This window comes from Shinella sp. S4-D37 (assembly GCF_040812195.1).
Taxonomy (GTDB): domain Bacteria; phylum Pseudomonadota; class Alphaproteobacteria; order Rhizobiales; family Rhizobiaceae; genus Shinella.
Genome location: NZ_JBFNXL010000003.1, coordinates 111,584 through 123,671, shown reverse-complemented (window position 1 = coordinate 123,671; position 12,088 = coordinate 111,584). Strand labels below are relative to the sequence as shown.

Sequence of the window (12,088 nt, the reverse complement as noted above, 5' to 3'; positions counted from 1 at the left end):
AAGCGGCAAAGACACCTTTCGGCTGATTTTCGATACAGCGGTGAGCTTGCCTGAACCTGTACCTGAAGGTTGCGCGCCGGAAGGCCGGGATTTCCGCGGGTTGCGCGGGATTTTACCGGATGAAACCGGCAGGTCGGGCTGCCTGTGCCGGCTTTTCATAGGCTTTTCCTATCAAGCCATTCGAACTGGCCCCTTGATCAATCCTGACGAATGGCAAATACCTGACTTATGGATACACGTTTTATCGGAAAGAAGTCCTCCGCGGCCGGCGGCTGGGGGGCGTTGAAGAGCTGTGGCAAGCGACTGCTGGAAAGCGGCACGCCGCTGTCCGGCGCCATGACCATGCTGAAGGCGAACCAGCCGGACGGGTTCGATTGCCCGGGCTGCGCCTGGGGCGACCCCGAGCACGGCTCCTCCTTCGAGTTCTGCGAGAACGGCGTGAAGGCGGTCGCCTGGGAGGCGACGGAAAAGCGCGCCTCGCCCGCCTTCTTCGCCGCCCATACGGTCTCGGAGCTGCGCAAGCTCACCGACTACGAGCTTGAGCTGCACGGCCGCCTCACCCATCCGATGCGCTATGACGCGTCGAGCGACCGCTACCTGCCGGTCGCCTGGGACGATGCTTTCACGGAAATCGGCAACCTCCTGAAGAGCCTCGACAATCCCGATCGCGCGGAGTTCTACACCTCCGGTCGTGCCAGCAACGAGGCGGCCTATCTCTACCAGCTCTTCGTGCGCCTTTACGGCACGAACAATTTTCCCGATTGCTCGAACATGTGCCACGAGGCGAGCGGCGTGGCGCTGCGCCAGGCCATCGGCGTGGGCAAGGGCACGGTGCTGCTCGCGGACTTCGAGGCAGCGGATGCGATCTTCGTCATCGGCCAGAACCCCGGCACCAACCATCCGCGCATGCTGGGCGACCTGCGCCGGGCGGCACTGCGCGGCGCGCGCGTCGTCGTCTTCAACCCGATCCGCGAGCGTGGCCTTGAGCGGTTCTCCGATCCGCAGGACAAGATCGAGATGCTGCGCGGTGGCTCCACCGACATTGCCAGCCACTATTTCCAGCCGCAGCTCGGCGGCGACATGGCGGCCGTGCGCGGCATGGCGAAGGCGGTGCTGGCGGCCGAGGATGCGGCGGTGGCCGCCGGCCTTCCCCTCGTTCTCGACCATGCTTTCCTTGCCGAACATTGCGTGGATTTCGCCGCCTACCGCGCGGCGGTCGAGGCGACCGGCTGGGATAAGATCGAGGACCAGTCCGGCCTGACGCGGGCCGAGATCGAGCGGGCGGCGGCGGTCTATATCCAGGCCGAGCGCGTCATCTGCACCTGGGCGATGGGCGTCACGCAGCATGTGCATTCCGTCGCGACGATCCGCGAGATTGCCAGCTTCATGTTCCTGCGCGGCAATATCGGCCGGCCGGGGGCGGGCCTCTGCCCGGTGCGCGGCCATTCCAACGTGGAGGGCGACCGCACGGTCGGCATCAACGAAAAGCCGCCGGAGGCGTTCCTCGATGCGCTGGAGCGGGAGTTCGGCTTTTCCCCGCCGCGCCGGCACGGGCACAATGTGCTGTCGGCGATCGGCGCCATGCTGGACGGTTCGGCGGAAGCCTTCATCGGCCTCGGCGGCAATTTCGCCCGCGCGACACCCGATAGCGCGCTGGTGGAGACGGCGCTGCGCCGCCTGAGATTGACGGTGAACATTGCCACGAAACCCAACCATTCGCACCTGATGCCGGGCGAGGTGTCCTTCATCCTGCCCTGCCTCGGCCGCACGGAAATGGACCTTGCGCCCGACGGCAATTCCCAGCTGATCAGCGTCGAGGATTCGATGAGCATGGTGCACGGCTCGGCCGGCATCAACCGGCCCGCCTCGCCGCACCTGAAATCGGAAGTGGCGATCATCGCCGGCATCGCTGCGGCGACGGTCGGCAACGGCGTCGTGCGCTGGAGCGCGCTTGCCGAAAACTACGACCGTATCCGCGACCATATCGCGGCGACCATCCCGGGCTTTGCGGACTACAACACGCGCCTGCGCAAGCCGCGCGGCTTCCTCCTGCGCAACGCGGCCTCGCACCGGGAATGGGATACGCCGGCCGGCAAGGCCTCCTTCTTCTGCGGCCCGCTGCCGGAGGAGACCGTGCATCAGCGGGCGCGCAAGGCCGGCGGGCGTTTCGCGCTGCAGACCTTCCGCTCGCACGACCAGTACAACACGACCGTCTACGGGCTCGACGACCGCTACCGCGGCGTCTACGGCGAACGGCAGGTCATCTTCATCCATCCGGAGGACCTGAAGATGATGGAGGCCGAGGCCGGCGACCGGGTGGACGTGGTCGGCATCCATGACGATGGAATCGAGCGCGTGGCGCGCGACTTCCGCTTCGTGCCCTACGACGTGCCGCGCGGCAGCATCGCCGGCTATTATCCGGAACTGAACGTGCTGGTGCCGCTCTCCAGCGCCGGGGAGGAAAGCGACACGCCGACCTCCAAGTCGATCATGGTCGCCTTCCGCAAGCGCGAGGCCGCGTGAGCGGCGAGGCCGACGAGGCCGGGGATTTCCTGGCGCTCGTCGCCCGCCTGCAGGCCGAGGATCCGCGGTTGTCGGGCATCCAGGCCGCCCTCGTCGCGGCCGCACGCACGGGCGTGGCGAACGACAGCCGGACCTTCGCCCGCCGCCTCGGCCTTGCCCATGCCGTCGTGCTGCGGGAGTTGAACGCGCTGGCCGAACGCGGCGCGACGATCCGCATCGACGGGCGGGACGCGCGTACGATGCGCACCCGCTATTCCCTTGCCTCCTCCGGCAGGCCTACTTGACGGCGACCGGCTGGAAGTCGGCGGCGAATTTTTCGGCCTTCTTCACGGCCTTGCCGCCGAGCTTTTCGCCGAGCGTCGCCACCATCTCGCCCGCCCGCTCGACGCCGTTGGCCTTCGCCAGCGTGAACCAGTCGAGCGCCTGGCCGGCATCCTTCCTGAGGCCGATGCCGTCGAGATAGAGCGTGGCGAGGCGGAACTGCGCCTCGTTGTAGCCCTGCTGGGCGGCCTTGCCGACCCATTCCGCGCCCGCGGCGGGGTTCTTGGCAAGGGCGCTGCCGTCGAGATAGAGATCGCCGAGCCTCAGCTCGGCGTAGATATGGCCCATTTCCGCCGCGCCCGTCAGCAGGGTCTCGGCCTGGGCGGCATCCTTCGGCACGGCCTTGCCCTCGAGATAGTAGGCGGAGAGCTTCTCCATGGCCGGCGCGAAACCCTGCTTGGCCGACCGCCAGAGCCAATAGGCCGCCTTCTGCGGATCGGCCGTCACGCCGAGGCCGTTCTCGTAGATGAGGGCAAGGTTGAATTCGGCGAAGACGTTTTTCTTGGCGGCTCCCAGCACATACCAGTAGCGGGCTTCCGTCAGGTTCTTCTCGATGCCGCGGCCGTCGCGATAGACGTCGCCCAGCGAGCGGTAGGCGATCGGAAAGCCGGCATCCGCGCCGGTACGGTAGATTTCCCGCGCCTCGTCATGCCGGCCGGCGGCATCGATGGCGCGGCCGTAATTCATCAGGATGCGCAGGCTGTCGGGAAATTGCCTGAGCGCCGCCAGGCAGGCCGGCACCGCCGTTTCCGGCCTGATCTGCTTGAAATAGACGCCGACGGCGGGATCGGCGATCTCCTGCACATGGCCGGCCTCGCGGTCGCAATCGGTGATCTCGGGATAGAGCGGGTTCTGGGCGAACTCCTCGTAATTCGCCGTGACGCGGCCGGAGATCGCCGGCACGGTCTCGTCCGAACCCTTCGTCGCATCCTCCAGCCGCAGGCGGGCGAGCTTGGCGAAGACGCCCTCGGGGAATCTTTCCAGATAGCCGCGATACTGGGCCGCGGTGCCGTTGGCCTGGATGCGGTTCCACATCAGGAGATCCTCGGCGGCGTTGATGCTGCGGTCGACCGGCAGGGCCGCCACTTCCTGCTGCTCTTCCTCCTTCGGCTCGCTTGCCGCCGTAAGCGCCGCGACGCGCATCTCGGCGATGTCGGTGAAGAGGCCCTGCGGGAAGGCCGTAAGGTAGGTCTGGTAGCTTGCGGCCGTGTCGCCGTCGGAAGCGGCCTGCCAGGCTTCGGCGTCCTTCGTCGCTTCCGCGGAGAATTTCGGCACGTCCGGCAGGGCGTCGGTGAAGAAGAAGTCCTTGGTCAGCGAGGAATTGTCCCACGGCACCTGCTCGCCGCCGGTCTCCTCGACCACCCGCTCGCGCACCCGCTTGAAGACCTGCTCGATGGGCAGGCCCGGCGCGGTGATGAAGTCGGCGAGCGCGCGGGTGAAGGGGCTGTTGCCCTTCGTGCCGTCCGTTGCCACCTTGCCCGGCGCCGTGGCGAAGGCGATGAAGGTGCCGAGCGGGCCGGTGGCGCGCGCAAGGCCGCGCGTGGCGCCGTCATTGGCCGCCGCGCCCGCCGAGCGGGTCGTCTCCAGGGGATTGTTGCGACAGGCATCGACGATGAACACGGCGATGCGCGGTCCGGCCCGCTCGATCTGCTCGGTGATCATCTTCAGGCTGAAAGCCTCTAGCGGCAGGTCGGAGGAGGCGGTGAGCTGGCTGTCCGTCGGGATCAGGTAGTTTTCGTCGGCGAACTGGATGCCGTGGCCGGCATAGTAGACGACGACATTGGTTTCCGGCGTCAGCGCCTCCGTGAGGCTTTTGAGCGCGCGGACCATCTGCTGGCGGTCGCCGTCGATGACCGAGACGATCTTGAAGCCCGCGGTGGAAAGCGCCTTCTCCATCAGCTTCGCATCGCTCTGCGCATTGGGCAGGTGCGGAAGATCGGCATATTTGCCGTTGCCGATCACCAGCGCGACGCGGTCGTTCCCGGCGGCGAAGGCCGCGGTCGTCGTCGAAAGAAGAAACGCGAGGAAGAGGAACAATCTTTGCATGAGCATCGCCACCCCATGAAGATCCGGCCGGAGGTCAGCATAGTCCCGCGGCCCGATACTGGACAAGACGGGATATGGCGGCGCGTTATTCTGCGTTGGCCCCGTCGAAACTGCCTTCCAGCATGCGCGCCAGCGTTTCCGCGCCGTTCCGCCAGCCGCCCCTGGCATCGACGATGGCGGCGCAGGCGGCGGTGAGCCCGGCCCGGATGTCGGGGCGCAGCAGCCTGTCGAGGGCGGCGGAAAGCTGCGCCTCGCCGTCCCCGACCCGGTGCAGCAGGGCGGCGCCGCGGCCCTCCGCCCATCGCGCACGGTCGACCTGCCGGTCCATGTCCGCGCTCTCGTCCGGCACGAAGAGGGTGGGGATGCCGCCGGCGACGGTCTCGTGGAAGGTGTTGTAGCCGGCCCGCACGATCGCCGCATCGAAGGCGCGGCTTGCGGCATAGGCCGGGTGGAGCGTGACCCGGTGGTGGCGCGCGGGATCTCGCGGGGCGGTCTTGCCGGTGAGCGGCGATTGCAGTTCCACCACATGCAGGTCCGGCCGCGCGAGGAGGTCGTCGAGCAGGCGGGCGTGCAGACGCGCGAGATCGCGATTGGCGGAGCGGGAGAGATCGAGCAGGACGACGGTCGCTGCCTGCGGCAGGCCGAGCGCCCGCCGGGCCGCATCGCGGTCCTGCCGCTCCGACGGGTCGATCAGCAGCATCGGCGGTACCAGGCGGGTCTTCGCCCGGTCGGCAACGGTCGGCCCGCCGTCGCAAGCGCCGGCATAGTCGTCCGGCTCGATGACGATGGGGAAATGCGCGGCCGCGCCGAGATAGCCGGCATGGTGCGCCGGCCACATGCCGCGCCGGATCCAGACCGCCTGCACGCCGGAATGGTCGCCAAGCGCCTTGATAACCCCGTCGAAGACGAAATTGACGTCGTAGACGAGCGTCGTCGCGTGGCGGGCTTCGAGCAGCAGGCCGATCTCCGCCGCGAGCCGGTCGTTCCAGGCGGCAGGCGCCTCGCCCGTCAGGCCGTGGTGCGGAACGAAATGCACGGGGAAACCGAGATCGCGCACGATGGCGGCGCTGTAGCTCATGGTCAGGAAGGCCGCCGGGCGGTGCTTCAATCGCCGGGCGACGGCAAGCTGGCGCGTGAGGTGGCCCTGGCCGATGCCGTTCGCCGAGACGAAGAGGACGGCGTCGGGGCGATGGTGACGAGGGGGAGGGCTTGCCGGACGTGGCGCCGGGGTCGGGATATCTAGGGCCTCTCCGTCCGCCTGCCTTTCGATGAGGAAGACGGCATTGTTGTTGAAGCCGCGCCAGGCCGTCTCCGGCACGTTGATGGCAAGGAGGCGTTCCGCCGATACGAGGCGTGTCGCGTCATAGTCCGCCGGTAGCGGCAGCTCCGATCCGAGGGTTTCCTGCAGGTCCTCTGGCGAGAAGATCCGCATGTGGTCCCACTGGCCGAGGCGGGCCGTGCGCTCCGCCTCGCTCTCGCCGCCCTGCATGAAGGCGATGGTGAAGACGTGCAGGCCGCCGGGCTTGACCAGCCGGTGGAGGCCGGCGGCGACGGCGCGATAGTCGCAGGCGACATGTTCGAGCACATGATTGTGCAGCACGATATCGAAGGAGGCGGGGGCGAGCGTGCCGAGGTCGCTGCACAGATCGAGGCGGGTGACGGCGAAGGGAAACCGGCCGGGATCGATATCGGCGCAGAGATAGCCGCCGCCGAAGCGGCTTCGAAAGAGCGTGGCGAGGCATTCCTCCGGGGCGAGGTGCAGGATACGGCGGTTTCCCGACAGGAGGCCGCGCAGGCGCAGCACCTCGAAGATCAGCCGGTGGCGCTCCAGCGAACCGCAGCCCTCGCAGCGCACGTTCGGCTGCAGGAAGGCGCTGTCCTTCTCGCCACGGGTATCGCCGAAGACCGAACCGCCGCAGATGTTGCAGGTCGGCCGGTCCATCGTCGGCCTCACAGGTTGCCGAGCTTGGTGACGTCCCAGTCGGTCCTGACGATCCGGGCGTGGTCCTCGACATAGCGGGCGATGTCGCGCGCGCCGTTCGTCCAGGCGATCGACCGGCAGCGGCGCACGACGCTTTCCCGCTCGACCGGATCGAGAAGCCGCTCGACATGGGCGGCGGCGAAACCGTGGTCGTAGTCGCGGCGCATCAGCCAGCCGCGGCCGGTGAGTTCGGCCCAGCGGGCGCGGCTCGCCTGCAGGTCCATCTCGTCGGCCTCGTTGGGCACGAACAAGGTGGGGATGGCGCCGAGTATCTGTTCGTGGAACGTGTTGTAGCCGGCCGCCGTGATCGCCGCGTCGAAGGCGTTGCTGAAGCGGAAGCTCGGGAAGAGTTCGACCACCCGGTGCCGCTCGCCCATGCTTTCGAGGCCGGCGGCGTCGGGGGCGATCGGCGAGCGGATTTCGAGCGCGATCGTGTCGGGGCGGCGCAGCACCTCGGCAAGCAGCGCGCCGCGCACGTCCCGCATGTCGAAATTGGCGCCCGAGCCGAGCTGGAAGGCGACGACGGTCATGCCGTCGGGCAGGTCGAGCGCGGCGCGGGCGCTGTCACGCGCCATGCGGTCGGCCGGATCGAGATGCAGCACGGGCGGCACGAGGAAGGTCTGCCCGCGGCAGGCCGCCGTCGGGCCGTGGTCGAAGGTCTCCGCCAGTTCGCCAGGTTCGATCACCGCATCGAAGTGGCCTGCAAAATCGAGGAATACCCGGTGGGATTCCCGCCAGAGCGGCCGCCGCACCCAGATCGTGAAGATATCGGGAAACGCGCCGAGCGCCCGGGTGACGCCCTCGAAGACCGCCGTCGCATCATAGGCGAAGACCGAGGGGCGCAGATGCGCGAGAAGTTCGAACAGCTCCTCGGCAAGGCAGGTGTTCCAGTCCTCCGGGTCGGCCTCGAGGATGCGGTGGTGCGGCAGGAAATGCGCCTGATAGCCCTGCTGCACGGCCGCCTTCATGGAATAGGACATGGTGGCGAAGACCGGCGTCAAGGCCGGCGGCAGGCGCTGCGCGACGGCAAGCTGCTGGGCGAGGTGGCCGACGCCGATGCCGTTGCTGGAGGCGAACAGCACGTTACGCTGCGGAAGGGGCGGGAAAAGCCCGTTGCCATGCGACGCCTCTTCCCCCGGGGCCGCCATGACGCGGGCGAGGCGGTCGGCATAGATCGCGGCGTCATGGTTGTTCTCGACGAAGCGGCGGGCCTGCTCGCCCTGGGAGCGGTAGCGCTCCGGATCGCCGACGAAGCCGTCGATCAGCCGCGCGACGTCGGCCGGCGCGCCATAGACCGCGGCCTTGCCGAACAGGACGGAAAAATGCGGGGGCAGGATGACGACGAGGCCGGTCGCCAGCGCTTCGAGGATCGTGCGCCCGAAGGCCTCCGACCAGGCCGGGTCGTGGAAATAGACATAGAAGTCGAGCGTGCCGAGAAAGGCCGGGACACCGTCCCAGGTGAAGGGCACCAGCTCCCAGTTGGGCGGGATCGTGCCGTATTTCTCCGCAAGGAAGGCATCGGCGCCGAGCGCGCGCACGCGAAACCGCGCGCCGTCCGCCGGATAGGCGAGCAGCGCCTCCTCGGCGGTCGGCCATTTCAGTGGGTCGGGCCGCGAATGCCGCCCCACGACGACCGGATAGGCGGGCTTTCGGGGGGGCCTTGCGGTCCAGTCGTCGAGGTCGATGAGGTTGCCCCAGTCCTCTTCCAGCATGTGCGCATAGGGCGGCAGGAGGCGCGGGAGGCTGTCGCGCACGACGGTGCTGACCGGCGCCAGGAGCACGTCGCTGCCGAAGGCGTCGCAGGCATGGGCGACGACGCGCGCAAGGTCGTATTGCCGGCGGCCGTTGCCGTCGACCATCGGATGGTGCAGGACGACCAGCAGCCTGTCCGTCGTGATCGACAGGGCGCGCGTCGGGCGGTTCTCGATGATCGTCGGATGATGGATCAGCACGAGGCGGGCATGAAGGCGCATGGCGGGATCGATGCGCTCGGTCAGGCCCTCGTCGATCAGCCGCCGCAGGTCGGGATGCATGGGGAAGGGCAGGCCGAGCAGCGGGCCCTTGATGGCGAGCAGCCCCGTGCGCAGGCCCGCGCGCGCGGCCGCCCGGATCTCGACCGCCAGCGCGGTCGATGTTCCTCCCTCGAAGCGCACATCGGCCACGAAAAGAACGTCGAGGGCCGCGCTCATCGGTCGGTCCGCGTCGCCATGGGAGGGGCGGCGGCGAGGAAGGCGTCGATGTTGCGGCCGTAGCTGATGACATGCACCGGCTGCCATTTTGACACGAGGAGGCGCCAGCGCCTTTCGAGATAGGAATTCCAGGAGATTTCCGCGGCATGCAGCTTCTGTTCGAGGGCGGAGGGCATGTATTCGAAGATGGCGTTCCTGTCGCGGAACCGCATGAAGTCGAGGCTGTCGGTGAGATAGACGATCTTGTGCTGCTTGCCGAAGCGGCGGACCGTCACGTCGATGATCTCGTCGATCTGCTCGGCCTCGATGCCGATGAGCGTGACGATGACGGCGGTGAGCGCCGGTTGCGAGGCATAGACGGCGAGGCTCTGCTCCGGCGCGTCGTCCGGTGTGGCGGGCTTAGGGCCGCGCTGCGGCAACCAGCCGAAGATCCCCATTTCGCCTCCCCCTCGATCCCGCCGGGGCGGGCCTGAAAGCGCCTGCGGATCAAGGCTATTGCGGGGACCCGGCGCTGTCAACGAAGGGCGGAGGGAAAATGCGGCGGGAGGTGAGATCAGGCGTCGAGCGGCCAGCCGGCGATGGCGGCCGGGCGCCATTGCGACGGCCGGCCGGACGCGAACCGCACGACGACGGATCGCGTCCCGGCGGCCGCGGGCACGGCGAAGAACAGCCGGCCGAAGGCGGCATTGCCGCTTTCGCCGACGGGGGAACGGGCGGGCTCGAACGACCAGACCAGGCCCTCCGGCGCCAGGATCTCCGCCGTCACCGCCGCGCCGTCGAAGGAGAGCAGGGCGCGCGGGCCGTCGAGCGTTGCCGCCGCTTCGCTGTAGACCTGCCAGACGCCCGCGGGGCTTCCCGCATCCGCCGGCTCCAGTTCGTCGACGATGAAGGCGGTGTTCGTGCCGTCGAGCACGGCGCCCCGGCGCCAGGCGGTCGGCCATCCTTCGTCGCCGATCGCATAGGCGGCGAAACCGCGCGCGCCGTCCCGTCCCGTGCCGAGAAGGCGTGCGCAGGCCGTGACCGATTGCGGCGCACCGTCGATCAGCAGCGTGTTGTGGGCCGCGGCCTGCGTGCGGAAATAGCCGAACCGGCGCGCCGGGTCGAAATAGCCGGGAAGGGCATAGTCTTCCCGGCCGAGCTCGCTGGCGAACCGCCGGCCGGCCATTTCCAGGACGAAGGTGCCGAGGTCGAGATGGGCGTGGTTGACGTCGTTGCGCCCGCCCTTCAGCGCCAGCCAGGCAGAACCGGCCCGCAGCACGGCGACGCCGGCCGGCTCATAGGCGGCCGGCGCCTCGTCCTCTGGCAGCGGCGCCGTCTCCGGCGCGCACCACAGGAGGTCGAAAGGGTGCGGGTCGCCGGGCGCGGCATGCTGCCAGGCCATGGCCGCCGGCTCGCCCGCAATGCCGGCGAGCCGGCCGAGCACGGGCGCGCGGCGCGGCCGCTCGGTCGCATCGCCGAAGTTGAACGCCCGGCCGCTCGGCCCTGTGAGGTCGCGGTTATAGCGCCAGGTGCGCGCGAGCCCGGCCGGCATATCCGCTGCAAGCCCGAGATCGGCGAGGAGAGCCTGGGCGAGGACGGCGTAGCGGACGGCGTATTCCCAGTAGTCCGGGCCTTCCGGATAGCCGCCATCCGCGCCGAAGGCGGAAAGCCCGTGCCGCAGCGCGGGCCGGAAACAGGCGAGGACGTCCCGCGAGAGCACCGCGTCGGTTTTCGCGATCGCGGCTGCCCCGGCGATCATGCCGGCGCAGCAGACGGTGTTCCAGTTGTTGCGGGCCGTCATCCACGGCGCTTCGGCCGCCGCCGCGGCAAGGCCGGGGGCCAGCCCCTTGCTGACGATCGCCGCGGCGATCGTGTCGTGCTCGGCGCGGGTGAGCAGCGGGCGGGTCCAGCAAAGGCCGAGCGCCATGCCGGCCGTCATCTCGGCGGTGTCGAGGAAGTGCGCGGGGTTCCAGTCGAAGAAGGCCGCGTTCAGCAGTTCGCGGATCGCCCGCCGGCGGGAGGCGCTGCCGCCGACCAGGCAATCGGCGACGGCCAGCGTCGCGACGCGGTCGAACAGCTTGCGGCTTGTCGGAAGGATGACCGCGCGCCCGGCTTCCCGCTCCAGTTCGAGCAGGGGGGATGCGTGGATGTCGCCGGCGACCCGCAGAACCGCCTCGCTATAGCGCCGCCCGGCAGCGGTCGCGCGGGCCGAAGACCGGATCTGTTCCGCGTCCAGGCGGAGGATCAATAATTGCGGGCCCCGCGCGTGGCGTTCGATGTGTCGATATGCGCCTTCTTGGCGACCTTGCAGGGCGCCGGCTTGCCCTTGACCGTACAGACCGTGGGCTTGCCCGCGCTCGTCTCGCAGCCACTCAGCAGGACGGATGCCGACAGGAGCGCGGCCAGCGACGTCCACCTTGCTATTACGAATCTGGTCATGATCGTGTCCACCCGAAATTAGCAAGTCTGCATGGAAAGCGACAAGCCCGGCAAAGTCAATATCCGCTTTGCCTAAAACAGGGTGTTTCGCCCGCCCGGGTCAGGTTCGCCGGCCGGCCGCGGCCGAGCGCAGCTTGTCGAGCAGGACGGCGAGAAGCAGGATCAGGCCGCGCACGACATACTGGCATGACGGCGACCATGCCGGAAAAGGCGACGGTGGAGCCGACCGACAGGTCGAAGTCGCGCGAGGCGAGGCAGAGCATCATCGTGCAGGCGACGATGCCGATGGTGACGACCGATTGCAGCAGGCCGAGCATGTTGCGCTCGGTCAGGAAATTGGGCACCGTCATCGCCACGATGGCGAAGGCGACGGCGAAGAGGACGACCAGACCCTGTTCGCCGAGGAGGAGTTTTTTCAAGGACGTCATCGTGACTGGATCTGCCGGTTGGGAACGTCGGGAAGGGCGGCGGCGAGAATGCGGCGCTCGTCGAAGTCGGCCCGCTCGAGGTTCGCGGCAACGCGGCCCTCGCACATGACCATGATGCGGTCGGTGATGCCCATCACCTCGGGCAGTTCGCTGGAGAGGACGACGATCGCCATGCCCTGGCC

General features: G+C 68.6%; 8 protein-coding genes and 2 pseudogenes. 2 read left to right on the top strand and 8 right to left on the bottom strand.

Annotated elements, in window-relative coordinates:
- Positions 1–228 precede the first annotated feature (228 nt).
- Positions 229–2,523: an FdhF/YdeP family oxidoreductase gene (locus AB3G45_RS04605; RefSeq protein WP_367829464.1), complete on the top strand. Its 2,295-nt coding sequence runs from the start codon at positions 229–231 to the stop codon at positions 2,521–2,523.
- Entirely contained in the window at positions 2,520–2,807 is a 288-nt protein-coding gene (locus AB3G45_RS04600; RefSeq protein ID WP_367829463.1) for a hypothetical protein, read from the top strand. Before AB3G45_RS04605 ends, AB3G45_RS04600 begins: the two co-directional genes overlap by 4 nt.
- On the opposite strand, the gene AB3G45_RS04595 is transcribed toward AB3G45_RS04600, so the two are convergent.
- The 8 genes and pseudogenes from AB3G45_RS04595 to AB3G45_RS04560 all read right to left on the bottom strand — a co-directional run.
- On the bottom strand, positions 2,800–4,890 hold the full coding sequence (locus AB3G45_RS04595; protein ID WP_367829462.1) for a caspase family protein: 2,091 nt from the start codon (positions 4,888–4,890) through the stop codon (positions 2,800–2,802). The two genes, AB3G45_RS04600 and AB3G45_RS04595, sit on opposite strands and share 8 nt — an antisense overlap.
- Before the next feature lie 85 nt (positions 4,891–4,975).
- Positions 4,976–6,832 carry a methyltransferase domain-containing protein gene (locus AB3G45_RS04590; protein WP_367829461.1) on the bottom strand — a complete coding sequence of 619 codons (1,857 nt, stop codon included), beginning with the start codon at positions 6,830–6,832 and terminating at the stop codon, positions 4,976–4,978.
- Between the two features lie 8 nt (positions 6,833–6,840).
- A complete protein-coding gene (locus AB3G45_RS04585) occupies positions 6,841–9,060 on the bottom strand; it encodes a glycosyltransferase (RefSeq protein WP_367829460.1) in 2,220 nt (739 codons plus the stop codon).
- On the bottom strand, positions 9,057–9,497 hold the full coding sequence (locus AB3G45_RS04580; RefSeq protein WP_367829459.1) for a hypothetical protein: 441 nt from the start codon (positions 9,495–9,497) through the stop codon (positions 9,057–9,059). The genes AB3G45_RS04585 and AB3G45_RS04580 overlap by 4 nt, the downstream gene beginning before the upstream one ends.
- Positions 9,498–9,613: 116 nt before the next feature.
- Entirely contained in the window at positions 9,614–11,287 is a 1,674-nt protein-coding gene (locus AB3G45_RS04575; protein WP_367829458.1) for a heparinase II/III family protein, read from the bottom strand.
- Complete coding sequence (locus AB3G45_RS04570) at positions 11,284–11,478, bottom strand: hypothetical protein (protein ID WP_367829457.1); 195 nt, start codon at positions 11,476–11,478, stop codon at positions 11,284–11,286. Before AB3G45_RS04570 ends, AB3G45_RS04575 begins: the two co-directional genes overlap by 4 nt.
- Positions 11,479–11,663: 185 nt before the next feature.
- A pseudogene (araH, locus tag AB3G45_RS04565) lies at positions 11,664–11,906 on the bottom strand (L-arabinose ABC transporter permease AraH); the annotation flags it as partial.
- A pseudogene (locus AB3G45_RS04560) lies at positions 11,903–12,082 on the bottom strand (hypothetical protein); the annotation flags it as partial. The pseudogenes araH and AB3G45_RS04560, both read right to left, overlap by 4 nt.
- Positions 12,083–12,088 lie beyond the last annotated feature (6 nt).